Raw genomic sequence first — 23,854 nt, 5'->3', positions numbered from 1 at the left:
GAAGACGATCGAGGCCATCACTGCTCCTCCGATTCCCTGACCGCCACCATGTCCTCCTCGCTCGCCTGCCCGCTGATCACCCGGTACAGGTCGTAGAGAAGGATAATTGCGGCCGACACACCGAAGATCACGCCGACGGCGTAGAAGATGGCCATCGACAGACCGGTCGCCGGCGCGCGGTCGTCGATGTTGATGAGGGTCTGACGCCAGCTGCCGGAGAGCAGCAGCCAATCGGCGAACAGCATCAGGCCGTAGTTGATGAGGAAGCAGATGCGCTTGCCGGAGGCCGGCAGCTTCCGCACCAGGCTGTCGACGCCGAGATGGGCGTGCTCGCGCAGCGCGACGATGGCTCCGAGGAAGGTCAGCCACACCAGCAGCCAGCGCGACAGCTCCTCGGACACCGTGATGCCGGAGTTGAAGCCATAGCGCAGCACTACGTTGCCGAAGACCAGCACCACCATGGCCGCGAGACACGCGGCAATGACGGCTTTCAGAAACGAGCAATAGAGGTCGAGAAACTGCGCCATGCGTCAGGTCCGAGCAGATGTGGGACGTGAGCCGGCATGGGCCGGCTCCGCCGCCTATCGTGATGGAGAGGCGATTACTTTACGTCCTTGCGGATGCGCTCGACTTCCTCGTTGAACAGCTTCACCGTCTCGGGCCGAAGATTGGCCGAGACCTTGTCCACGACCGGTTGAACCGCCTTGCGCATGCGCTCGGTCTCCTCGGGAGCGATCGCATTGTACTGCATGCCCTTGGCCTGCAATTCCGCCAGCGCCTTTTCGGTCTGGAGGCGCGTCTGCTCCTTCTGATAGTTGCGGCTTTCCTCATAGGCCTCGCGCATCAGGCGCTGCTCGGTCGGCGACAACTTGTCCCAGAACGTCTTGCTCACCAGGATGATGTTGAGGGTGAAGGTGTGGTTGGTGGCCGAGACGTACTTCTGCACCTCGTAGAACTTGTTGGAGAGGATGACGGTGTAGGGATTCTCCTGCCCGTCGACGGTGCGAGTCTCCAGCGCCGAATACAATTCGCCGAACGCCATCGGGACGGGATTGGCCTTGAAAGCGCTGAAACTCTCCAGATAGACCGGGTTCGGAATGACGCGCAGCTTCAGGCCGGCGAAGTCCTCGACCTTGGTGATCGGCCGGGTGCTGTTGGTGACGTTGCGGAAGCCAAGGCCCCAATAACCGAGGCCGATCAGGTTCTTCGACGGCAGGCCCTCAAGCATGGCCTTGCCGAATTTGCCGGTCGCGAGCGCATCGGCCTGCTCGGTCGTGTTGAACAGGAACGGGAAATCGATCAGGCCGAACTCGGGCACGACGGTCGCAAGCGACGTGGTCGAGGCCGACAGCATCTCCTGAGTGCCGCCGCGCAGCGCGGATTGCTGCTGCAATTCGTTGCCGAGCTGCGAGGCCGCGAACTCGCGGACCCTCATCTTACCCCCGCTCTTGGCCAGCAGGATCTCTCCGAACTTCTGCACGCCGAAGCTGACGGGGTGATCGGTGTTGTTCAGGTGCCCCCACCGGATCGTCCGCTCCTGAATGTCATCGGCGGCAGATGCGCCGACCGTCAGCGCCACCGAGATCGCGGCGGCAGACAGCGCCCGTGCGAACAAGCTCATCGTGTCCTCCCTGGTTTCTTCGGGGCACGCGGCGGGTTGAGCGCTTATTTTCCGTACCCTCTGTTTATCGAGAAAACACACATCAATATCGATGTCAAACGACAATCATAATTTCATATGAGATTTCAATGGACATCAGATGCCGCGACTCTGCTATAATGCCGGCGAGTGGCCCGCTCCCACAGGGCGGCGCTCCGGGCGAGCGGGATCAGAAGGCATGACGGATCTTGAGGAACGGCCGCTGTCGGCGGGCGACAGCGGCTATCGGCGCATCCGCTCCGACATCATTTTCGGCGTGCTCACGCCGTCGGGACGCCTCAGGCTCGAGGCGATGAAGGAGGATTACGGCGTCAGCATCTCGACCCTGCGCGAGATCCTCAATCGCCTGGCGTCCGAAGGCTTCGTGGTCGCCGAAGGGCAGCGTGGCTTCGAGGTGGCACCGGTCTCGCTCCAGAACCTGCGCGAGCTCGCCGAGCTGCGCATCCTGCTGGAGCATCACGCCATGGCCGAGTCGTTCCGCGCCGGAGACGTCGAGTGGGAAGGACGCGTGGTGTCAGCGCATCACAAGCTGGCCGCGACCGAGCGCACCATCCTGAAGGAGGGCGACGATCCCGAGTTGCGAAAGCGCTACGACGGCGAATTCCACCAGGCGCTGATCTCGCGTTGCGGGTCGCGCGAGCTGATGCATACGCATTCCATCGTGTTCGACAAATATTTCCGTTACGCACTGCGCTATCGCGGCAGCGAGACGATCAACCAGCACAAGGCGCTGCTGGAATGCGCCCTGAGGCGCGACATCGAGGGCGCAAGGACCGTCCTGAGCGAGCACATCAACAACTGTGTCGCGCATGCCCTGTCCTCCTGGACCGGCAATTGATCGCCCTCACCTTGCCGCCCCCCGGGTGGTCGACGCAGAGAACGATTCATGCGCGCCAACATTCCCTTCTCGACCGCCCGGCTCGACGGCCTGCTCGACGCGGCCGGCATCGACGTCCTGATCTGCACGTCGAAGCACAACATCAGTACCTTCTCGGCGGCTACTACCATTTCCAGTTCGACTTCATGGACGCGATCGGCATCAGCCGGCACCTGCCGATCCTCATCTATGTGAAGGGCGAGCCGGACAAGACGGTCTACACCGCCAACCGGAACGAGCGGGACAGCATCCCCAATAGGACGGACGCCGGATACTGGATGCCGCCGGCCGTGTTCGGATCGTCAACCTCGGTCGAGGCCATGACGCTCGCGCTCGGGCATGTCCGATCCGTCGCGACGCCGGGGCTTGCTGTCGGCGTGGAGTTGTCGTTCCTTCCGCCGACGCCGCGGACCTGCTGCGCAAGGAACTGCCGCTTCGTCCAGGCGATGCGCCCGCTGGAAAAGCTGAGATCGATAGCGCGCGCGGCTGGAACGGGATTCCGACATGACCATTCATTCGATCTCCGCTGATCGGGTCGAGATTGCGGTGGCCAACGCCGATCTCCTCGGCGAGACGCCATTATGGTGCGACCGGACCCGCAAGCTGTGGTGGATCGATATCGACGGCAGGCTGCATCAGTCGTTCGATCCGGAAACTGGCGCGCACCACGCTGTTTCCCATGAGTGTCAATTCCTTGGCAGCCAGGCGCTGACGGCGGACGGCTCGCATCTGCTCGCACGGGATCTGACTCTGTACCGTCGCGCGGCCGATCATCCGGAGCAGTTTGTCGAGGTCGAAAACGGCCTCGACAACCGCCTCAACGACGGCCGGGTTGATGCGCGCGGCCGCTTGTGGATCGGCACCATGGACAACCAGCTGCATCGCCCGAACGGCTCGCTCTATCGCGTGACCGGAGACGGCCAGGTGACGCGCATCTTCGGCGACGTCATCGTGACCAATGGGATCGCGTTCGCGCCGGACAACCGCACGCTCTATTTCACCGATACGCGGCGATACTGCACCTGGTCGTTCGACTTCGATCTCGACGACGGTATCATCAGCAACCGGCGCCTGTTTGCAGATTATAGCACGTCGAAGGAAAGACCGGACGGCGCCTGCGTCGATGCCGCAGGCGGGTTATGGACAGCCTTCTTCTCGGGCGGCCGCGTCGTACGCTACCGCCCGAACGGGCAGATCGACACCATCGTCCCATTGCCGGTGACGAACCCGACCTGCGTGTGCTTTGGAGGCAGCGACCTCAAAACGCTGTTCATCACGACGGCCAGAAAATTCCTGGATCCGAAGCAGTTGAGTGCCGAACCCATGGCGGGACATCTGCTTGCTGTCCGCGGCCTCGCACAAGGCCTCTCCGAACATCGTTTCCCATCGGGCGGTGCTGTGCGACGCCAAAAAGCTGACGACGGTCGCATCAGGCGCGGCAGGTAAACCGCTCTCCCCCGTTTTGTCGACGCACTAGAACTTCACGCTGATGCCGCTGGACAGACTCGATTCGGTGCAGGTGTTGTTGCTCACCCCTGGCGATCTCGTGCAGAGCTTGCTGACATTGTGATCGAGACCGTATTTGTTCTGCCAGTAGCGATAGGCCACCCAGACATCGAGATAGTGCGAGAATTTCGGGCCCCACATCGCTTTGGAGGCATCGAAGGTAAGGCGGATCGGCTCGGAGTTGAGTGAGACTTTGGTCATGGAGTTGGCCGGCGCCGCGACGGGCAGCGGATTATAGGGAAGTGGGCTGTTCTCGGGGCCGAGCGCGCCGAGCAACTGGGCGCGGCCGCTGATGGATAAATAGCGCATGCTCTCGGGTAAGAAGCCGAGGTCCATGTAGTAGTTCGTTTCAATCGCCCAGGTCGGCTGATACCGCCGGTTGCCGTCGGGCAGACAGCTCACGCCGGGCCCCGGAGGGGCAAAGCCACCACCGCACTGCAGGAATCCCATGTGTGCCATGTAGATCCATGTCGCGAGCGGCGCGACGTTGACGTAACCCTTGTAGGGAAGATCGAACTGGAACTGCAGGCCGGCCGATACGGCCTGCGCAGCGGCGGCGCGATAGTAGTTCGACGTGCTCAGGTCCAAACCGACCTCGAAGGAGATGTTGCGGAGCGGGCCGACCGTGAACGCCTTGGTATCGAAGATTTCATTCCAGCCAAATGTCGAACGGCTCTGACCGGTGAAAAAGATTGCACCCGCGCAATTGGCCGGTGTTGCAACACCGGTGCCCGGATTGACCACGACGCCCGCGTTCGTGCAGGGGCTGGCGGGATCGTTATGGTCCGCCTTGAACATCGAAATGTTCAGGAAGTTCGTACCGTACTGCCAGATGTCGAAATGCGTGAACGAGTAGACCTGCATCGCGGTCGTGCTGTTGAGCGACCCGTCCGGATTCCTGGAGAACACGCCGGGGTCCGTCGCCTTGGGGATATAGGAGAAGGTGAGGCGATCATCGATCAGCGAAAAGAATGGCTGACCGGAGGCCGCTGGCTTTGCCTTGACCGGCAAATCCTCCGCGACAGCTGCCGCGCTTGCGCACGACGCAAAAGCCAGTGCCATGAGTAATGGCTGAATATGATGCCTCAAGTCCCCCTCCAATGTCCTCTAAGCCCAGGTCCAAGACATCAGACGCTGTCGTGGTCCGGCGTGTTGTCCCTCGAACCGCCCCGTTCAGTTCGGTGAAACAGCATAGGCAGTGGACGCGGGACAAAAAGTCCGGCAATCGGTACAGTCACGTTCCAGGATTGGAACGACGACCTGCTTGCTGGAGTGCCGCTTTCGATCGTCTCATCGAATCCGGACTTCTGTCTGAGATCTCCGCAGAGGATTACTCATGGGAACGGTCGATGACCTGACACTTCTCGTCGAAATCATCGAGGCCGGCAGCCTGTCGGCGGCGAGCCGCAAGACAGGCATTCCGAAGTCGAGCTTGAGCAGACGGATCGGCGACCTCGAAAGTCAGCTCGGCGTGCATCTCGTTCATCGCGGCCCGCGCAACTTCGCGGCGACTGAAATCGGCCTCTCTATCTACGAGCGGAGCCAGAAGATCAGGGAAGAGCTGGTTGCGATCAAGGCGCTTGCGGAGGACCGCACGAACCGCCCCTCGGGCATGCTGCGCATCTCCTGCCCGGCCGTCCTCTCCGAGATTCTGGTCGCCGATTTTGCCATCCAGTTTGCCGAGACCTATCCGGATGTGCGCCTGACCTTGGACAACACCAAAGGGACGTTCGACCCGAAGATCGATCACTACGACCTCGCAATCCATCCTGTGCGCGAAGATCTGGCGGATTCCGAATTGATCTGCCAGAAGCTCGCGACAGCGCCTTACCGCTTAGTCGCAGCGCCCGCCCTGATGGCGCGCCTCGGCCCGCGCACGACCCCCGCAGACCTCGAAGGCCTCCCGGGCGTCGGATGGGGCGCCGACGGCTTCATGGCGCGCTGGCGTCTGTTAGGCGCAAGCGACGCGACGACGGAGATCAACGTCAAGCTCAACTTTTCAGCCAACAACCTCAACATCATTCGCCAGGCTGCGCTACGCGGCCTCGGTCTCGCGCGACTGCCGATGCCGATGTGCGACGCCGACCTGCTCGATGGCCGGCTCGTTCTGCCGCTTCCCGACTGGGCGCCGCCACCGGTGACGTTCTATGCGCTCTATCCTTCGCGCCGATCCCTGACGGTCGCCGGCCGTTTGTTCCTCGCCGGTCTCGCCAAATTTCTTCAGGACAGGCTGCGCTCGTCCGATAGTCCGCAGCCATCGGGTCCGGCGTCCGCCGTGAGGCGCAAATCCCAACGCGCCGTGAAGAAGCGCAGGCCCAGACCGGCCAGGCGTTGAGAGAACTCCCGGCCGTTCCTGCTCGAGTCAGGCGATGTATCGCGATGCCGTGATGCGGCGATCAAAATGCAGGACCGCCTGATCCGCCGCGTGGGCGGGCCATTCCGGGAGACCGCGCGCGTTCGGGTCTCCCGCTGCCGCGAACGCGGCGATCGAGCCTCTGAAGAGGCGGCTCAGGTCCTGCACTTCGCGCCGGTCCGCGCCTTTGACCATGGCAGCCGACTGCCAGATGTTGAAGTTGCCAAACAGGAAGGGAAGATCGATGCAATGGCAGGCTCCCAGGCCCGGAACGGGCGCCTGCCAGTCGAACAGATAGGTGAAGGCCTTTCGACCGAGGCTGGACTGCGTGGCGGCGATCTCCAGGCTCTGCTTTGTGAACATCCGTTCGCTGTAGAAGTCGCCCAGGAGCATGCGAGGTGTCGCAGGCACGCGCGAGGAACGCAGCCGTGCCAGCGTCGCACTTGCGTCGTCGTCCCCCTGGGATCGGATCACGTCCTCGAGCGCATCATCGGACAGTTCGTCGAGCGACGGATTCGAGATCGAGAACGCGGCATACTCCTCGCGCGTCAAGCCGATCATCATGTCGCACCACCGTGCGCCGCCGCTTCGAATTGACTCGATGGGATCGCGGTGCACGAGGGCATCATCCAGAACCGGCATGAAGGGAGGCGTGATATCTCCCGGGGTCGCCGGCGGCCGCCTTTGCAGCATGCGCAAGCCCTCGAGGGCGCGACCAATCGGGATCGTTCGGAGTTTGTCGACCTCGTCAGCGGCGATGCCGAGAACATCGAGGATTGCATTGGCGACCGGTCGCGACTGTTCGACGGTACGCAGCTTGACGCCGACCGGCGCGCTCATCAGGATCGCCCGGTTGAACAGCCCCGATCCAGCTTCGATGCCGGCAAGGGCCGCGATGCTGAATGCGCCCGCCGATTGGCCGATCACCGTGATCCGCTGCGGATCTCCGCCGAACACGCTGATGGCTTGTGCTATCCAGCGCAACGCTGCGACCTGGTCGTGCAGGCCGAGGTTCAGACCGCCGAGGCCGGGATGCGGGAAGAAGCCGAGAATGCCGAGCCGATAGCTGACGTTGACAACGACGAGGCCATTGTCCTTCGCGAGGATGCCTCCGTCGTAGCAAGGCAGCGATCCGCCTCCGGTCATGAAGGCGCCGCCATGAATGAACACCAGGACCGGAGCGCGGTCGCCTGCCGCATGACCGGTCCAGACGTCCAGATGGAGACAATCCTCGCTTTGCTCGACGTCGTAGGTCCCCATCACCACGTCGAGACGCGACGGATTCTGCGGAGGAATCGGCCCGGCCGCGACGGCGTCGCGAACACCGCCCCATCGCGGCGGCACTGACGGCATCTCAAAGCGCAATGGGCCGACGGGGGCTTCCGCATACGGAACTCTCCGAAACGCGGTCACTCCTTCTGATCGCGCGCCGCGCAGCCGACCAAACGGCGTTTCCAGCTCAACATGCTCCACAGCGGTCATTCCTATTCCGACAAGGCACTTCCCGGCCCCACGGCTTAAGCTCTCTCACCAAATGCAGCCAGCGTCCGAAAATGGCGAGCAGCGTTCCAGATTTGAAACGCCGCATCATGACCGCTCCGTCGTCCGCAAGTGCGGAAGCAGAGCGAAGATCGCAAGCAATGCGGGAAGCGTGGCCGCGAGCAAGATCGCTTTCGGCGCAACACCCTTCGAAACGAGGAGACCTGCGAACGCGGGCCCAACGATCGAGCCGATGCGGCCGGCGGCAGCGGAGAAGCCGACACCGTGGGTGCGAAGCGCTTCGGGATAGATCGCGACAGCGAGAGCGGACTGCCCCACGCTGCAGGAGATCAGACCTGCACCGGTTCCGGCAATCAGCAGCCAGACACCGAGCGGGACCACGTCGTGCGCCGCAAGCCCCGCCGCAGACATGACCCCAAGGGTCACGGCCGACACCAGGATACGCGCAATCGGAAGCCTGCTCACGAGGAGCATCACGAGGACGTTGGCGACCAGGCCGCCGGCGCTGAAGAAGCTGATGCCAAGCTGCGAATATTCGGTCGAGAATCCGAGCTTGACGAGCAGCGCCGGCAGCCAGAACACCAGTGCGTAGCCGTCAGCGAAGATCAGAAAGGAGAATATCCAAAGGCTGACGGTCCGGCTCGCAACGCCAGTGGCGAGCAGATCTCCGATCAGCTTCAAACCGCCCAGGTGCAGGTCGCGTTGATTGGTCGACAACGGATCGCGCGCGGCGGTCAGCCTGGGTAACCAAAACAGCAGAACGAGGGAGAGTCCGAGCGGCAGGGCACCGCCGATGATGAAGATGGACTGCCAACCCAAACGCGCGGTCAGGACTGCACCGAGCACACCGCCCAGGATGCCGCCGGCGGCGAGCCCGGTCCCGACGATGACGGCAGCCGTCTCCTTCAGCCTTGGCGGACATTGCGACGTCGCAATGGCAATCGCCGACGGCAACGCTGCACCGAGCCCAATAGCCGTGATCAGGCGCAGCGCTGCAAGCTGCTCCACGGAACCCGCAAGCGGCGTTGCCAGCGAGAGAACGCCAAACGCCGCCACGCTTGCGATCAGGACAGGACGCGCCTGCCAACGGCTGACCAGCGGGCCGGACGCCAGGTATCCGAGCACGGCGCCGACGCTCGTCAGCACGAACGCAGGTGTGAGCGACGCCGGCGAGACCATGAAGTGGGCTGCGATGACGGGAGCCGCCACGCCGATCGAACTGGTATCAAGCCCGTCGAGCAGGACCGCTGCGAAGCTGAGCGCGATCGCGATCCAGGCTGATCTCGATACACGTTCAGCGGACGTGCTCCCAAGGCGCGTGCTGGTGTCGTTGACGCCGGAGTCGCATTCTTCGCCTTCGCTTCCTAGCGGACTTGCTTGCGCTACGCCCTTCACCCTTTTGCCTCCACACCAATCCCGTTGGGGAAAACTCAAGGGGTTTCCAAACTAGCTGTCCAGCTCCAGGAATGGGATGCTCGGTTCTATAATTGAGACGCGAGCTGTTACGCGCAGCCCGTGATCCTCACTTGGCTTGAAGACATGTTCAAGCATGGCGACGTTGCTGGTGACGAGGTCGTTGCCAATCAGACCGTCGTGGCCCTGATGCAGCCTGAGCAACGATGCGCCGACCACCGTCGCGGCGCAGACCGCGGCCTCGGGGCGACCGCACATGAATCTGGCGGCGGCCTACCAGCAGTTGGGCCGGACCGAGGAGGCGAAGGCGGCCATGCAGGAGGGCCTGAGGTTGCGGCCTGGCACGACGGCCCTCAACGTTGCACCGCCGATGAAGAACACCAGCCCGGTCTTCGTCCAGGCCGCCGATCGGATGATCAAGCTGATGATCGCCGCCGGCTTGCCGGAGCGCTAAGCGGCATTGCTGCCATGCCTCTCGCCGGCTCAAGCTCACACCGCACAGCCGCCAATTGCGCGTCAAGGACACTGGCGATTGGGCAGGCAGAGTTTCAGCTCTTGCTTGGTGTTGAGCCATTTTGATCGTTCTTGTCTGGTGTCGCCGCTTCCGCCTCAAACACCCGCTTCCCCTCTGCCATCCATAGCGCTCGCGCCCGTTCGCGCTGATCACTTTGGAGTTTGTCAGCAACCCAGAGCAGCGCGCCATAGATGATGGCGCGATCATCGCCGGTTTGCTCCACGACACCGGCTTTGACGACGAGGCCACCGAGTTCGATGAGATGGCGGGTGCGCTTTCGGCGCGTGATCTGCCAAGAGCGCATGTCACGCCGTGCCCTTGCGGCTTGTTGCCGGTTGCGCGCCGCTCGGTTGCGTCGAAACCACATTAGCGTCGCGGTCAGTTGCTGGCGCATTCCGCATCGACCGTCCTTGAAAGAACGAGACGCCGCGCTTGGCCCATGCCTCCCTCTTTCCGGCCTCCTTGGTCTCGACCAGCACGATCAGCGCACCAGCGAGTTCGTCTGCGCTAAGCGCGTCAGCTCCCGTGGCAATGACGAGCTCGCCTAGCTGCCGCACCTTGCGGGTTTTAAGCTCGTGCGCTTTGTCGTCGAGTGCCTTCAGGTCCGCATCAAAGTCCCTTGGTTTGCGCATTGTCGTCTCCCTACGTCGGCGGAGAAATGATAACTCGGCTAGCGGCGCCTTGCCGTAAGGTCGTCAGGACGAGCTGAGATGGGATAATCCCTCCCGAGATTTTTTCGAGGGAGGGCGCGCTTATACGTCGTGCCGACGTACGCTTCGCTGTGTAGATGCTCTGCTCGCGATGGCGATCTATCATCTTCACGTCAAGGTCATTGGCCGGAAGGCCGGGAGCAGCGCGGTGGCATCGGCGGCCTACCGCTCGGGCTCGCGGCTGCGCGACGAGCGGTTGGGCCGTGAGCAGGATTTTTCGGCCAAGCGCGGCGTCGTCCATTCCGAGGTGATGCTGCCGGAGAATGCGCCGGAGGCGTGGAGTGACCGCGAGCGGCTCTGGAACGATGTCGAAGCATTCGAAGTCCGCAAGGACGCCCAGCTGGCCCGGGAGATCGAGTTCGCCCTTCCGCGAGAACTGACTGAGGCGCAGGGCATTGAGCTGGCTCGGGACTTCGTTCAGAGCGAGTTCGTCCGTCGCGGCATGATCGCCGATCTTAATGTGCATTGGGACAGGGCCGAAGACGGCCTGCCCAAGCCGCACGCCCATGTCATGCTGACAATGCGCTCGGTCGATCAGAACGGCTTTGGTCAGAAGGTGAGAGAGTGGAACCGCACGGAGATGGTCGAGCGCTGGCGCGAACGCTGGGCGGAGATTGCCAACGAGCGGCTGGCCGAGCTCGACATCGACGCGCGGATTGATCACCGCAGCCTGGAAGCCCAGGGCATTGCGCTCGAGCCGCAAAGCCAGATCGGCGCACCGGCCAAGCGCATTGAGGGGCGGAGAGGCGGAGGCGAGGGCGCTGAGGCTGACCGGGCCGAGATGCACCGCGAGATCGCGCGAAACAACGGCAGGAGGATCATCGCCGATCCCTCCCTTGGACTGGACGCGATCACCCAACAGCAATCGACCTTCACACGCCGTGACCTCGCAAAGTTTGCGCATCGGCACAGTGACGGGCTCGACCAGTTCAATGAAGTGCTGGGCGCAATGCAGGGAGCGCCAGATCTAGTCGACCTCGGCAAGGACGCTCGCGGCGAGGATCGGTTCACCACCCGCGGAATGATCGAAGCAGAACGGCGCCTGCACCGGGCCGCTGAGCTGATGGCAGAACGGGAGCGCCACCAGGTGCGCGACGAGGATCGCCAGGCCGCTTTGGCGCGTGCGGAAGCACGCGGCCTGGTGCTGTCATCCGAGCAGGTTGACGCCTTGGCGCACGTCACGGATGGACGCGGTCTCAGCGTCGTGGTCGGCCATGCCGGGACAGGAAAGAGCGCGCTGCTGGGGGTGGCGCGGGAGGCGTGGGAAGCAGCCGGCTTCGAGGTCCGGGGCGTGGCGCTGTCCGGCATTGCAGCAGAAAACCTCGAAGGCGGGTCGGGCATTGCGTCGCGCACGATTGCCAGTCTGGAGCATGGCTGGGAGCAGGGCCGTGATCTACTCAAATCGAGCGAGGTGCTCGTCATCGACGAGGCGGGCATGGTCGGCACGCGCCAGCTCGAGCGCGTGATGTCTCGTGCTGCCGAGGCGGGCGCCAAGGTCGTGCTGGTCGGCGATCCGCAGCAGCTGCAGGCCATCGAGGCGGGCGCAGCTTTCCGGTCGATCCATGAGCGTCACGGCGGGGCGGAGATCGGCGAAATACGCCGTCAGCGCGAAGACTGGCAGCGCGACGCCACGCGCAATCTGGCGACCGGCAAGGTCGGCCATGCGCTAGAAGCCTATCGGGCCAACGGCATGGTGCATGAGGCGATGACCCGCGAGCAGGCGCGGGGCGATCTGATCGCGCGCTGGGACCGCGACCGGCAGGTATCGCCGGACCGGAGCCGGATCATCCTGACCCATACCAATGACGAGGTGCGCGCGCTGAACGAGGCGGCGCGCGGACGGATGCGGGCCGCCGGCGCTCTGGGCAATGAGGTGGGTGTAACGGTCGAGCGCGGCGCGAGAAGCTTCGCCGGCGGAGACCGCATCATGTTCCTGCGGAACGAGCGTGGGCTTGGTGTCAAGAACGGCACACTCGGGACCATTGAACTGGTCAGCGCGCAATCCATGACCGTGCAGATCGACGATGGCCGGTCCGTGCGCTTTGACCTCAAGGATTACAACCGGATCGACCACGGTTATGCCGCGACGATCCACAAGGCGCAGGGTATGACGGTCGACCGGGTCCATGTACTGGCAACGCCCGGCATGGACGCCCACAGCAGCTATGTCGCACTGTCGCGGCATCGCGACAGCGTGGACCTGCATTATGGCCGCAACGATTTTACCGATGCGGATCGGCTCAACCGTGCTCTGTCGCGCGACCGGTCGAAGGACATGGCCTTGGATTACGACCGTGCCGATCCCGTCCAGAGCTACGCCGAGCGGCGCGGGATCACGTTCCGCGAGCGCGTGGCCGAGATCGTGCGCAAGGCCGTGCCAGAGACGCTGCGCGGCATGTTCGACGGCCTTAGCGTTTCTGGAGAGGTGCTCGACCGGGATGGCGGACGACGGCCCGAGCGGGGATCCCCCGAAAAAGAAAACAGCGGCACGGCAGCCGACCGGCGCGAAGCCGAAGTGCCGGCAAGGACCGTGGCGCAAGATCCCGAAGCGGAAGCCCGTCGTGTGCGGACCCGAGCGCTGGTGCGCCATGCTCGCGCCGTGGATGCGATCTTCGCAGCGCATGAGATGGGCGGCAGAGCGAGCCCCGAACAGGTCAAAGAGCTACAGACCGCCCGCCAGGCCTTCGAAAAGGTGCGCCCCTATGGCTCCCACGACGCTGAGGCCGCCTACAAGAAGAACCCCGAGCTGGCCCGCGAGGCCGCTGGCGGACGCCTCAACCGCGCCATCCGCGCGCTCCAGCTCGAGACTGAACTGCGCACCGATCCGAGCCGCCGCGCCGATCGCTTCGTAGAGCGCTGGCAGAAGCTCGAGCACACCAGTCAGCGACAATATCAGGCCGGGGACATGTCCGGTTACAAGGCCACGCGGTCCGCGATGGGCGACATGGCGAAAAGTCTCGAACGCGACCCGCAATTGGAATCCATTCTCGCCGGTCGCAAGAACGATCTCGGCATTGCATTCGAATCAGGCCGCCGGCTCGGCCAGGATCTGGCCTTCGTCCATGGCATCGATCTCGGCAGAGGCCGAAGCCTTGGAATTTGACCCATCCCGTTTGCCGCCGGCTCTACGCCACGCTTGGCAACGCGCGAACTCTTATTGTCCGCCTGCATCTGTTTGGCCTCTCTGGTCTCACAACACCTCAGAATCGACCAGCGAAGGGCATCACGGCCATGCGCGAACCAGATCATCAGGTTGAAGACCATCCTCACCAGGACCGGGCTGTCCCGGTCCACAATCTACCGCAAGATCGCCGAGGGCACGTTCCCGGCCCAGCTCAAAATCAGCAGCAACGGTTCGGGCTGGCATGAATCCGATATAAACCGATGGATCGCAGATCCAGCCGGATGGCGTGCGGAAGGTCGATTCGAGGAAGCCGCGGTGAGCTCGATTTCCGATCCTTCAACCGGCCGCAGAACGTAAAGACTCGTGCTCTCGTATCCTCACTTCATACACCGCCCACTTTCGATCCCGGACCCTTTCCTTCGCCAGCGCATCCTAAACGGCGAGCGCGTCTCCGATCCTCTTCCGTTTCCGGACACCCCTCTTTTGACTGTGCCGACGGCAGGCACAGTGCCCAAGGTCAAAGCGATCCGCATCCAAACGACGTTTCTGTTCTCGATTCTATCCAATGCTACGCTTCATCGTTCCCCGATCTCGCCTCGGCTCTCCCCGCGCAGCATCCTGTTGAGATGGCGCGACAAAAGACCGGACAGGGATCGCATCGGGCAACAGGCTGTGTTGCCGAAACTGACAATGCCCTGGCCAAATTCGTTGAAGCGCTTGCGATTGCCGATGCGAGGCGCGATCATCTGCGGGAAAGAGAGCCGCTGACAAAATGCCATCTTGATGCGGTCAACTCTCGGTGCCGCAGCAATGGTGTTCATGATGAAGCGCGCAGCCATTTACGCCAGATTCTCGACCGAGCTCCAAAGCGAAAGATCGACTGAAGATCAGATCGCTTTGTGTCGGACCTATGCGGCGCGTCATCAGCTCTCAGTCGTCGCTACGTTCGAGGACAAGGCCCGGTCTGGGGCCTCGGTTTTTGGACGCGATGGCTTGATGCAGCTGATGGATGCTGCACGCCTGCACACATTCGATGTCGTAGTCGTGGAGGCGTTGGATCGGCTCTCGCGCGACATGGAGGATCTCGCCGGAATTCACAAGAGGCTGTCCTTTCAGGGGATCCAGATCCAAGCGGTGCATGACGGCACGGCAGACTCCATCCTGATAGGGATTCGCGGTCTCGTCGGACAGATGCAACGCGAGGATGGCGCGAAGAAAGTCCGGCGCGGTATGGCCGGCGTGATACGCGATGGCCGCCACGCTGGCGGGCGCGCCTATGGCTATCGTGCGGTCGCCGGCAAACCCGGCGAGCTCGAAATCGTCGAGCAGGAGGCCGCCGTCGTTCGGCGCATCTTCGCCGCTTATGCCGACGGACGAACACCTCGCGACATTGCGCGGGATCTCAATCGCGAGGAAATTCGTCCGCCGCGAGGCCCGCGGTGGAATGCATCGACGATCAACGGCAACGCGCAGCGCGGGAACGGCCTCATTTTCAATGAGCTGTATGCGGGTCGCATCGTCTGGAACAAGGTCCGGATGGTCAAAGATCCCGACACCGGAAAGCGGCTGTCTCGGCCCAATCCGCCGGACGAGTGGCAGCGCATCGAAGCCCCCCATTTGCGGATCGTCGAACAGTCCATTTGGGAACAGGCTCATCTGTTGAAGTCGCAGAAGAGCCGTCTCGCCAGCCACGTCAAGCGCCGAACGCCACATCTGCTTTCCGGACTTCTTCGCTGCGGTTGCTGCGGATCCGGCCTGTCGGTGCATGACCGGGACAAAACGGGCAAGACCCGCGTCCGCTGCTCGGCCGTGCGCGAAAGCGGCAGCTGTTCGAACCGCAGAATCTTGTACCTTCGCGACGTCGAAAATCTGGTCCTCAGCGGCATGGCCGAAGAACTGAAGGATCCTCGGCTGATCGAGACCTATGTGCGCAACTATAATCGTGAACGAGAGCGCCTTGCCGGAGACGCCGCCGCAACACGCACGCGCCTGGAGGCGAAGCGCGATCGGATCGAGGGCGAGCGGCAGCGCAACATCGATCTTGTCGTCCGATACGTCATTTCGGAGGACGACGCTCGGCAACGCATCGCCGAGCTCAAAGAGGAGCGAGAGCGGGTAGAGGCGGAACTGGCCGCGCTCGAGGAAGCGCCTGTTCCGGTTGCCCTTCACCCGGCAACCTTGGACCGATATGTCGCAACCGTCGATGCGCTAGCGGAAACCTTGGCGGACCACGCCATTGCCGAGGACGACCGAGGCACGCTCATCGACGATTTCCGGGCTCTCGTGCACAGCGTCACGATTTACCCGAAGGGACCCAGGGAAGGATTTGAGATCGAAGTGAAGGGAAAGCTAGCTGCTTTACTCGGGAAAGGAGTGTTCCCAGACGGCAGCTACAATAGTGGGTCACGCGTGGTAGCGGGGGAGGGACTCGAACCCCCGACCCCAGGATTATGATTCCCGTGCTCTAACCAGCTGAGCTACCCCGCCACGATGTTCGATCAAGGCAAGACCGGTCGAAGCGGGCGCCGGGCCTTGTGAACGGGCGGCATATAAGGAGGCGTCTCCGCCCCTGTCAAGCAAAGCTCGCGGGCAGCAGCGGTTTTCACACCAGGGGATTTCCGGACGACTCTCCAAGGCCTTGCGCATGTATTCGCCGGTCGTCGAGGGCCGCAGGCCGACATGTGCGCCAAGAGCGACGGCTCGGCAATGCAGTTCACAAGAGGCTCATTTCGGCTGCACGTTCGGATTGCCGCCGGGGCTGCCGGGCGGCGGGATCACCGGCGTCGTGCCGCCCTCCGGGGTCGGCGCGTGCATCTCCGGATCGACCCCGCTCGGCGGACACAACACACCGTTGGTCTTCGCCAGCTTGTCGCCGAGCGGCTCGCCGGCACTGCCGGTGGTGATGCCGTCGGGCGTCGCCGTCGCGCGGGCATTCGGCGCACAGGCGGCATTCGCGTCGGGGGCCGGCGCCGTCGCCTGCGGAGGTGTGGCCGCCGTTGGCGGCGCCTGGGCGTGGGCCGCAGCCGCGGTCGAGACCAGTGCGAAGGAGAGGAACAAGGATTGCCTGATGCTCATGGCGGGGCAACGCAAACCCCGCGTTCGCGTTCCGCGCGGATGGCGTGGCAAAGCGCACGGCCAGAGGATCTGGCGGTCAGCCCTTGCGGTAGCGAATGAGCGAGAAGTGTCCGAGCGGTGGCATCGGCCGGCGCTCGGCCAGCGTGACGCCGCCATGCTTTGCGGCCCAGTTCACCAGTCGGGCCCAGGGGAACTCCGGCCGCCAGCCGAGCCGGCGCGCGATCGGCGCGAAGGCGAGCTCGAAGATGCGGCGCGGGCCGCTCTCGGCGCCGATATGGTTGACCAGGATCAGCTCGCCGCCCGGCTTCAGCACGCGGATGAAATCATCGAGCGTCGCTTCGGGATCCGGCACCGCGGTGATGACGTATTGCGCGACCACCGCGTCGAAGAAATTGTCGGGAAACGCGAGATGCTTGGCATCCATCACCGCGAGCGTCTCGACATTGAGGAGCTTCAGCTCGCGCACGCGGGCCTGCGCCCGCCGCAGCATCGGCTCGGAGATATCGACGCCGCAGATCTTCGTGGTCCGGGCATAGTCCGACAAGGACAGACCGGTGCCGACGCCGACGTCGAGAATGCGGCCGCCGATGCGATCGGCTTCCGCGATGGTCGATTGGCGGCCCTGATCGAAGACCTTGCCGAACACCAGATCGTAGACCGGCGCCCAGCGCTCATAGGCCTTTTCGACCCCCGCGCGGTCGATGTCCCCCATGCCCCTGCCCCGAATGATGGATGCTGATCAGCCGCGGACCGGCTCGGCCACGCGCTGCGGCCTGATCACGTTGCCGCCCGAGCTGCTGCTTTCCGCAACAGCGCTCTGGATGAAGCCGCCACCGAGCACGCGGGCGCGGCCGGACGCGGCATCGTAGAACACGCAGGCCTGGCCCGGCGAGACGCCCTCTTCGCCGGCGACCAGCTCGACCTCGTAACGGCCGTCCGCACCGCGCAGCCAAGCCGGCTGCGGCGGCCGCGTCGAGCGCACCCGCACGAACAATTCGAGGCCCTCGCGCGCGGCGGCGTCGAGCGCGCCGTCACCGATCCAGTTGACCTCGCGCAGCGTGATGCGATGCGTGCGCAGCGCCTCGCGCGGGCCGACCACGACGCGGCGGGTGGCGACGTCCAGCTTGACGACGTAGAGCGGCGCGCCGGCAGCGATGCCGAGGCCCTTGCGCTGACCGATCGTGTAGTTCGCGATGCCCTGATGCACGCCGAGAACGCGGCCATTGAGATCGACGATCTCGCCCGGCTCCATCGCGTTCGGGCGCAGCTTGCCGATGATGTCGGTGTAGCGGCCGGTCGGCACGAAGCAGATGTCCTGGCTGTCGTGCTTGTCGGCGACCTCCAGTCCGAAGCGGCGCGCGAGTTCGCGCACCTCCGGCTTGGTCATGTCGCCGAGCGGAAAGCGCAGATAATCGAGCTGCTCGCGCGTGGTCGCGAACAGGAAGTAGCTCTGGTCGCGATCGCTGTCCGCCGCGCAAGTGAGCGCGCGCGATCCGTCCGCCAGCCGCCGCGAGGCGACGTAGTGGCCGGTGGCGAGCACGGAGGCGCCGAGCTCGCGCGCGGTCTTCAGGAGATCGCCGAACTTGATGGCGCGGTTGCACTCGATGCACGGCACCGGCGTTTCGCCCGAAGCGTAGCTGGCGGCGAAATTGTCGATCACCGACTCGCGGAAGCGGTCTTCGTAGTCCAGCACGTAATGCGGGATGCCGAGGCGCTCGGCGACGTTGCGGGCATCGTGGATGTCCTGGCCGGCGCAGCACGCGCCCTTGCGGTGCGTCGCCGCGCCGTGATCGTAGAGCTGCAGGGTGATGCCGACGACGTCGTAGCCTTCCGACTTCAGCAGCGCGGCCGTCACCGAGGAGTCCACGCCGCCGGACATGGCGACGACGACCCTGGTGTCTTCAGGACGGCCTTCGAGATCGAGACTGTTGAGCATGATCCGGTCACTGCGATCGCGGCGTCAAGCAACGGGTTCCCGGCGCGGGAACGCCTCGCATGCGCCGTCTTTGCGGATGGCTTGCTTCGGGCGATCTCCGGACAGGATGTCCTGATCGGAAACAACACGAAAGCATCTGTCTCTAATATAGGCGCACTTCCTGCGAAGCAATTGCGCCGGTCGCAGATGCCGGCGGCAAATCTTGCCGGCCGGGCAGAAATGGCGAGGACGCGGCGGGGGATCCGCGCCGCGATCGATTCCATAAGAAATTGAATTTATTGACTATTTTCAGTGGCGCCGGCTTGGCCCGCTCCTTGCTGAACTGCTTGGTCGAGTTCATCGCGAGAGGGTCCAAGGTGTTCAGCGTCACGTCAGACATCCAGGCAGGCACGGTTCTCAAGACCACGGCGCCGAGACAGTCCCGTCAGGACGCTCCGCAGCCGTCCGACAGCTTCTCGGCGCTGGTCGACGCCGCGACTCCGGATCCGTCGACAGCGTCGCCGCCCACCTCCGCGTCGCCGTCACCGCGCGCCGGCAGCGCTTCCAGCCCGAGCCGCGAGCCGGCGCGGGCCGGCGACGCCGATCGCACCCAGGCCAAGTCGCAGGACAAGCCGGCGGACAAGGCCGACGGCAGCACTGCGGGCGCCGACGCCAGCGGTCCCGATACCACGGCCGACGCGACCACCGGCACGCCGACCAAGACCGATGCGGCCGGGACCGCCGACGGAAAGACCAGCGACGGCAAGACGGGCGACAAGAAGGACGGCGATCAGGCCAGCACGGATGCGAGCGCTGCGACGACCGCTATAGCCGAGCAGACCGTGGCCGTGCCGACGCCGGTCGCCGTCGTCATCCAGCCCGACATCACCCTCGCCAACCCCGCCACCGGCGATGGCACGGCGGGCGGCGACGGCAAAACCAATGCGCCCGGCGCGACCGCGCCCGTCGGAGCGGCCGGTGTTGGCCCGCAGGGCTCGGTCGATGCCGCGGCAGGTCTGCTGGCGGCCGCAGCCAAATCCACCGGGGCGGCCAAGGATGCCGACGGCGCCGGATCAACCGCGACGACGCCCGAGACGGCAGCGGCGGCCTCCGGCGACGCTGCCGCATCTGCCGATCAGACCTTCACCGCCGCGCTCGATACGGCCGTTCCCGGCAGCACCAAGACGACGGGCAAGCCGGGCACACAGATTAAGACGGGGCTCGCCGACGGCGCAGCCGGCAAGGTCACCGAACCGGGCAATGGCAACGTCCAGTCCACTCAGCAGCCGGGCCAGGGCGCGCTCGCGCAACAGCCCGCTGTTGCAGCCAAGCCGGACTCCGTCGAGGCCGGCGACGGGAAGGCGAACGGCAATTTGCAGGCACCGGCCTCACATGATCGCAACGCCGCGCCGACGACCAGCCAGACCAACGCGCCGGCGCCCGATCCGAGTGCACAGGCCACGGCCGCCGCGCAGCCCCAGCTGTCGACGCCGGCCGCATCGACCAGCCAGATCACCGCGGCCAACCTGACCGCGACGGCCGCTACGGCGGCCGCTGTGCCGCTTCATGGGCTTGCCGTCGAGATCGCAGCCTCCGCGCTCAACGGCAAGAGCCGCTTCGAGATCCGACTGGATCCGGCCGAGCTCGGCCGCATCGACGTCCGCATCGACGTCGATCGCAACGGCCAGGTGACCTCGCATCTGCGGGTCGAGAAGCCGGAGACGCTGGCGATGCTGCAGCAGACGGCGCCGCAGCTCCAGCAGGCGCTGCAGGACGCCGGCCTCAAGAGCAACAACAGCGGATTGCAGTTCTCGCTGCGCGACCAGAACTCGTCCGGCCAGAATGGCGGCGATTATCAACAGAATGGCAACCCACAACGCCTGATCGTGACCGAGGACGAAAACGTCCCGGTCCAGCTCGCCGGACGATCCTATGGACGGATGTTCGGCGCGCAAGGCGGCGTGGATATCAGGGTTTAACAGGAGGCTTCCATGGCAATCGGCGACGCAATCACGTCAAGCCCGCCAGTCTCGGGCACGACCAACACCAATTCGTCAACCGGCAACAACAGCCTCGGCTCGAGCGCAGGCTCGACGATTGCCGGCAATTTCCAGACCTTCCTGACGCTGCTGACGACGCAGCTGCAGAACCAGAATCCGCTGGATCCGCTGGACACCAATCAGTTCACCCAGCAGCTCGTGCAGTTCGCCGGCGTCGAGCAGCAGCTCAAGACCAACGATCAGCTCGCATCGCTGCTCACGATGCAGCAGACGGCACAGGCGACCCAGGCGCTGGCCTTCGTCGGCAAGACCGCGGTCGTCGCCGGCGACACCACCAGCCTGTCCAGTGGAAAGGCGAGCTGGGGCCTCACCATCCCCAAGAACTGCAATCTGACGGTCAACATCATCAACAAGGCCGGGCAGACCGTCTTCACCGGCAAATATACGGCCAACGCCGGTGACAACCAGACCTACAGCTGGAATGGTCAGGGCAATGACGGCACGCAATGGCCGGATGGACAGTACAAGATCACGACGGTGGCGACCGACGCCACCAACGGCAATCCGGTTGCGATCAAGACCCAGGTCCAGGGCGCGGTGTCCTCGGTCGACCTGACCCAGCAGCCGCCATTGCTGACGATCGGCGGCCAGACCTACACGGTCAACCAGATCCGGCAGATCGTCGGCTAGCCCCCAAGGCCCGCAACCGGCTCCTGAGACCGCGGATGCGCCTGCAGCAGAGCTTGAACATCAAGCTCTGCTGCCGCGACGACATGTCAGCGTAAGCGCCGGAAATTCTTAACCAATCATTCACCACGATTCCGCTCCCGGGGCGCAGCGCCACCGGAAGTGGCGGCGTTCGCGCGCAACGCCGGATTCGCGCCCTCGGCTTAGGCAAATTTTAAGCGAGGCGGCGTAGGGTCTTACCGTGAGTTCAGTGGTTAAGAGTTTGTGAGTACGCCATGACAGAACCCCATCGCCCGAGGGTGAAATACGTCATCGGGCCTGACGGCAGCCCACTCACCATCGCGGATTTGCCTGCGCCAGGCACCAAGAGGTGGGTCATTCGCCGGAAGGCTGAAGTCGTTGCCGCCGTTCGCGGCGGCTTGCTGTCCCTCGAGGAAGCGTGCAGCCGCTACACCCTGACCGTCGACGAATTCCTGTCGTGGCAGTTCTCGATCGACCAGCACGGTCTCGCCGGCCTGCGCACCACCCGAATTCAGCAATATCGCCAATAGATCGTTGCCGACGCGACGGGATTTCTTCGAAAATCGGCTTGGCCCTGCCAAGCCGATTTTTTGCATGTCTACACTTTGTTAGGACCCTTTAACCACCGTTAACCATATCGAAACCTTCCCATAGGCAATAATTGCCCAGTGGTTCGATTCAACCTCCGCGCCCCGTCCCGCGAATGGCGGGGCAGCGGCTGACATCGGATCGCCACCTGGAATGCGGGTGCTGGTGAAGGTTAAGGATTGAATTTCGCGATCTATGCAACCGGCCGTAAAGGCCCGCGAAGCTCAAATCACCTTTCAGCGGCCACCCGTCGAATGCCGAACTATGGGGCAGTTGCTTGCAAGGTCTCTTGGACTTCCTGAAGGGTTTGGGCGCCGCGCGGCTCACCGCCATGATCGCAGTCACCGCTGCCTTAATCGGCTTCTTCGGCTTCGTCATCATGCGCGTGACCGCGCCGCAGATGACCACCCTCTTCACCGACCTGACGATGGAAGACTCCTCCAGCATCATCAAGGATCTGGAGCGGCAGGGCATTCCCTTCGAGATGCGCAATGAAGGCAGCGTCATCCTGGTGCCCAAGGACAAGGTGACCCGGCTGCGCATGAAGCTCGCCGAGGGCGGCCTGCCCAAGGGCGGCGGCGTCGGCTACGAGATCTTCGACAAGTCGGACGCGCTGGGCACCACGAGCTTCGTCCAGAACATCAACCATCTCCGCGCGCTCGAGGGCGAGCTCGCCCGCACCATCCGCGCCATCGACCGTGTCCAGGCGGCGCGCGTCCATCTCGTCCTGCCGGAGCGGCCGCTGTTCTCGCGCGAGACCCCGGAGCCGTCCGCCTCGATCGTCGTGCGCGTGCGCGGCACCCTCGAGCCGGCGCAGATCCGCGCCATCCGCCACCTCGTCGCCTCCGCCGTCAACGGCCTGAAGCCGCAGCGGGTGTCGATCGTCGACGAGGCCGGCCAGCTGCTTGCCGACGGCACCCAGACCGACATCGACCAGCAGGTCGGCGACGAGCGCCGCAACGCCTTCGAGAAGCGGATGCGCAAGCAGGTCGAGGACATCGTCTCCTCGGTGGTCGGAGCGGGCCGCGCCCGTGTCCAGCTGTCCGCCGACTTCGACTACAACCGCATCACCCAGACCTCCGACCGCTACGATCCGGAAGGCCGCGTGCTGCGCTCGAGCCAGACCCGCGAAGAGCAGTCGGCGACCAACGAGAACAACGGCCAGGTCACGGTCAACAACGAGCTGCCGGGCAACCAGCAGAACGCGCCGCCGCAACAGCCGCGGGACCAGAGCAAGAAGACCGAAGAGACCAACAATTACGAGATCTCCCGGACCACCAAGACCGAAGTCACCGAGGCCGGACGGGTCAACCGCATCTCGGTCGCGGTTCTGGTCGACGGCGCCTACTCGAAGAACGAAAAGGGCGAGCTGGTCTATCAAGAGCGCAGCAAGGACGAGCTCGACCGCATCGCCGCACTGGTCCGCTCCGCCATCGGCTTCGACCAGAAGCGCGGCGACCAGGTCGAGGTGGTCAACCTGAAATTCGCCGACGCTCCCACCGTGCCGCAGATCAACGAGCCCACCGGCTTCCTCGGCATGCTCCACTTCACCAAGGATGACGTCATGTACGTCATCGAGCTCGCGGTGATGATGCTGCTCGGCATCGTGGTCGTGTTCATGGTGGTGCGGCCGCTGGTGAAGAAGATCATCGCCAGCGAGGAGATCGCCGCCCCGGGCGGCGGCCTGCCGGCCCTCACCGACGAAACCATCCAGGCAGCCGCTCACGCCCAGCAGACCGCCAACATGATCGACGTCGCCCAGGTCCAGGGCCAGGTCCACGCTCAGTCCGTCCACCGGGTGGGCGAGCTGGCCGACCGCAACCCGGGCGAAGCCGCCGCCATCATCCGCCAGTGGCTCGCCGAGCCGCAGAGCTGACCCGATCGACGTGAACCGCCTGAACTGAAAAGAAC

The 23,854-nt window shown here is 64.2% G+C and carries 24 protein-coding genes and 1 tRNA gene; 12 read left to right on the top strand and 13 right to left on the bottom strand.

From position 1 onward, the window contains the following. Window positions 1-17: 17 nt before the first annotated feature. Together QX048_RS08760 and QX048_RS08755 are read right to left on the bottom strand one after the other, a co-directional pair. The gene (locus tag QX048_RS08760; protein ID WP_315706507.1) at window positions 18-527 is read right to left on the bottom strand and encodes a TRAP transporter small permease; all 510 of its coding nucleotides are present in this window, start codon (window positions 525-527) and stop codon (window positions 18-20) included. 74 nt (window positions 528-601) lie between these two features. After that, window positions 602-1,621, bottom strand: a complete 1,020-nt coding sequence (locus QX048_RS08755) for a TRAP transporter substrate-binding protein (protein WP_315706508.1) — start codon at window positions 1,619-1,621, stop codon at window positions 602-604. A 217-nt stretch (window positions 1,622-1,838) separates the two neighbouring features. Between QX048_RS08755 and QX048_RS08750 the strand changes: the two genes are divergently transcribed. The 3 genes from QX048_RS08750 to QX048_RS08740 are packed head-to-tail and all read left to right on the top strand — an operon-like array spanning window position 1,839 to window position 3,983. Next, window positions 1,839-2,498, top strand: coding sequence for a GntR family transcriptional regulator (locus QX048_RS08750; protein ID WP_315706509.1), 660 nt, complete (start codon window positions 1,839-1,841; stop codon window positions 2,496-2,498). Beyond that, window positions 2,495-3,067, top strand: a complete 573-nt coding sequence (locus QX048_RS08745) for a hypothetical protein (RefSeq protein WP_315706510.1) — start codon at window positions 2,495-2,497, stop codon at window positions 3,065-3,067. Before QX048_RS08750 ends, QX048_RS08745 begins: the two co-directional genes overlap by 4 nt. Further along, complete coding sequence (locus tag QX048_RS08740) at window positions 3,042-3,983, top strand: SMP-30/gluconolactonase/LRE family protein (RefSeq protein ID WP_315706511.1); 942 nt, start codon at window positions 3,042-3,044, stop codon at window positions 3,981-3,983. Before QX048_RS08745 ends, QX048_RS08740 begins: the two co-directional genes overlap by 26 nt. A 27-nt stretch (window positions 3,984-4,010) precedes the next feature. On the opposite strand, the gene QX048_RS08735 is transcribed toward QX048_RS08740, so the two are convergent. Continuing rightward, window positions 4,011-5,105, bottom strand: coding sequence for a hypothetical protein (locus QX048_RS08735; protein WP_315706512.1), 1,095 nt, complete (start codon window positions 5,103-5,105; stop codon window positions 4,011-4,013). Between the two features lie 274 nt (window positions 5,106-5,379). Here QX048_RS08735 and QX048_RS08730 point away from each other — a divergent pair, with 274 nt between their 5' ends. Continuing rightward, entirely contained in the window at window positions 5,380-6,378 is a 999-nt protein-coding gene (locus QX048_RS08730; protein ID WP_315706513.1) for a LysR substrate-binding domain-containing protein, read from the top strand. 27 nt (window positions 6,379-6,405) lie between these two features. Here the strand turns inward: QX048_RS08730 and QX048_RS08725 are convergent, their stop codons facing one another. Beyond that, the gene (locus tag QX048_RS08725; protein ID WP_315706514.1) at window positions 6,406-7,878 is read right to left on the bottom strand and encodes a carboxylesterase/lipase family protein; all 1,473 of its coding nucleotides are present in this window, start codon (window positions 7,876-7,878) and stop codon (window positions 6,406-6,408) included. A gap of 105 nt (window positions 7,879-7,983) precedes the next feature. Beyond that, a complete protein-coding gene (locus QX048_RS08720) occupies window positions 7,984-9,291 on the bottom strand; it encodes an MFS transporter (RefSeq protein WP_315706515.1) in 1,308 nt (435 codons plus the stop codon). Between the two features lie 274 nt (window positions 9,292-9,565). Between QX048_RS08720 and QX048_RS08715 the strand changes: the two genes are divergently transcribed. Next, the gene (locus tag QX048_RS08715) at window positions 9,566-9,763 is read left to right on the top strand and encodes a tetratricopeptide repeat protein (RefSeq protein WP_315706516.1); all 198 of its coding nucleotides are present in this window, start codon (window positions 9,566-9,568) and stop codon (window positions 9,761-9,763) included. A gap of 94 nt (window positions 9,764-9,857) precedes the next feature. On the opposite strand, the gene QX048_RS08710 is transcribed toward QX048_RS08715, so the two are convergent. Together QX048_RS08710 and QX048_RS08705 are read right to left on the bottom strand one after the other, a co-directional pair. Beyond that, a complete protein-coding gene (locus QX048_RS08710) occupies window positions 9,858-10,127 on the bottom strand; it encodes a conjugal transfer protein TraD (RefSeq protein WP_315706517.1) in 270 nt (89 codons plus the stop codon). Window position 10,128: 1 nt separating this feature from the next. Further along, on the bottom strand, window positions 10,129-10,455 hold the full coding sequence (locus QX048_RS08705) for a conjugal transfer protein TraD (RefSeq protein ID WP_315706518.1): 327 nt from the start codon (window positions 10,453-10,455) through the stop codon (window positions 10,129-10,131). A 169-nt stretch (window positions 10,456-10,624) separates the two neighbouring features. Here QX048_RS08705 and traA point away from each other — a divergent pair, with 169 nt between their 5' ends. Continuing rightward, window positions 10,625-13,636 carry a Ti-type conjugative transfer relaxase TraA gene (traA, locus tag QX048_RS08700; RefSeq protein ID WP_315714175.1) on the top strand — a complete coding sequence of 1,004 codons (3,012 nt, stop codon included), beginning with the start codon at window positions 10,625-10,627 and terminating at the stop codon, window positions 13,634-13,636. A 102-nt stretch (window positions 13,637-13,738) separates the two neighbouring features. Next, window positions 13,739-14,014, top strand: a complete 276-nt coding sequence (locus tag QX048_RS08695) for a helix-turn-helix transcriptional regulator (RefSeq protein ID WP_315707353.1) — start codon at window positions 13,739-13,741, stop codon at window positions 14,012-14,014. 218 nt (window positions 14,015-14,232) lie between these two features. Here the strand turns inward: QX048_RS08695 and QX048_RS08690 are convergent, their stop codons facing one another. Continuing rightward, window positions 14,233-14,496 (bottom strand): hypothetical protein, encoded by a 264-nt coding sequence (locus QX048_RS08690; RefSeq protein WP_315707331.1) that lies wholly within the window; start codon window positions 14,494-14,496, stop codon window positions 14,233-14,235. On the opposite strand from QX048_RS08690, the gene QX048_RS08685 reads away from it, so the two are divergent. Further along, window positions 14,441-16,111 carry a recombinase family protein gene (locus tag QX048_RS08685; RefSeq protein ID WP_315714387.1) on the top strand — a complete coding sequence of 557 codons (1,671 nt, stop codon included), beginning with the start codon at window positions 14,441-14,443 and terminating at the stop codon, window positions 16,109-16,111. The genes QX048_RS08690 and QX048_RS08685 overlap by 56 nt on opposite strands. Here the strand turns inward: QX048_RS08685 and QX048_RS08680 are convergent. From QX048_RS08680 to QX048_RS08660, 5 genes are all read right to left on the bottom strand, one after another. Beyond that, a tRNA-Met gene (locus tag QX048_RS08680) sits at window positions 16,068-16,144 on the bottom strand. The two genes, QX048_RS08685 and QX048_RS08680, sit on opposite strands and share 44 nt — an antisense overlap. Before the next feature lie 237 nt (window positions 16,145-16,381). After that, window positions 16,382-16,732 carry a hypothetical protein gene (locus QX048_RS08675; protein WP_316192004.1) on the bottom strand — a complete coding sequence of 117 codons (351 nt, stop codon included), beginning with the start codon at window positions 16,730-16,732 and terminating at the stop codon, window positions 16,382-16,384. A gap of 76 nt (window positions 16,733-16,808) precedes the next feature. Then, a complete protein-coding gene (locus QX048_RS08670) occupies window positions 16,809-17,444 on the bottom strand; it encodes a class I SAM-dependent methyltransferase (RefSeq protein ID WP_316192006.1) in 636 nt (211 codons plus the stop codon). Window positions 17,445-17,471: 27 nt separating this feature from the next. Next, on the bottom strand, window positions 17,472-18,668 hold the full coding sequence (gene mnmA / locus QX048_RS08665; protein WP_316192007.1) for a tRNA 2-thiouridine(34) synthase MnmA: 1,197 nt from the start codon (window positions 18,666-18,668) through the stop codon (window positions 17,472-17,474). A gap of 142 nt (window positions 18,669-18,810) precedes the next feature. After that, window positions 18,811-19,038 (bottom strand): hypothetical protein, encoded by a 228-nt coding sequence (locus QX048_RS08660; protein ID WP_316192008.1) that lies wholly within the window; start codon window positions 19,036-19,038, stop codon window positions 18,811-18,813. Between QX048_RS08660 and QX048_RS08655 the strand changes: the two genes are divergently transcribed. The 4 genes from QX048_RS08655 to fliF all read left to right on the top strand — a co-directional run bounded on the left by QX048_RS08655 (window position 19,025) and on the right by fliF (window position 23,819). Then, window positions 19,025-20,626, top strand: a complete 1,602-nt coding sequence (locus tag QX048_RS08655; protein WP_316192009.1) for a flagellar hook-length control protein FliK — start codon at window positions 19,025-19,027, stop codon at window positions 20,624-20,626. The two genes, QX048_RS08660 and QX048_RS08655, sit on opposite strands and share 14 nt — an antisense overlap. A gap of 12 nt (window positions 20,627-20,638) precedes the next feature. After that, on the top strand, window positions 20,639-21,337 hold the full coding sequence (locus QX048_RS08650) for a flagellar hook capping FlgD N-terminal domain-containing protein (protein WP_315714169.1): 699 nt from the start codon (window positions 20,639-20,641) through the stop codon (window positions 21,335-21,337). Between the two features lie 272 nt (window positions 21,338-21,609). Continuing rightward, the gene (locus QX048_RS08645; RefSeq protein WP_002714638.1) at window positions 21,610-21,885 is read left to right on the top strand and encodes a DUF1153 domain-containing protein; all 276 of its coding nucleotides are present in this window, start codon (window positions 21,610-21,612) and stop codon (window positions 21,883-21,885) included. A gap of 335 nt (window positions 21,886-22,220) precedes the next feature. After that, window positions 22,221-23,819 carry a flagellar basal-body MS-ring/collar protein FliF gene (gene fliF / locus QX048_RS08640; RefSeq protein WP_315714168.1) on the top strand — a complete coding sequence of 533 codons (1,599 nt, stop codon included), beginning with the start codon at window positions 22,221-22,223 and terminating at the stop codon, window positions 23,817-23,819. The last annotated feature ends 35 nt before the right edge of the window (window positions 23,820-23,854 follow it).

The sequence above is a fragment of the Bradyrhizobium sp. SZCCHNS30572 genome (genome assembly GCF_032484415.1).
Classification (GTDB): Bacteria; Pseudomonadota; Alphaproteobacteria; order Rhizobiales; family Xanthobacteraceae; genus Bradyrhizobium.
This window is presented reverse-complemented; position numbering and strand designations above follow the sequence as displayed.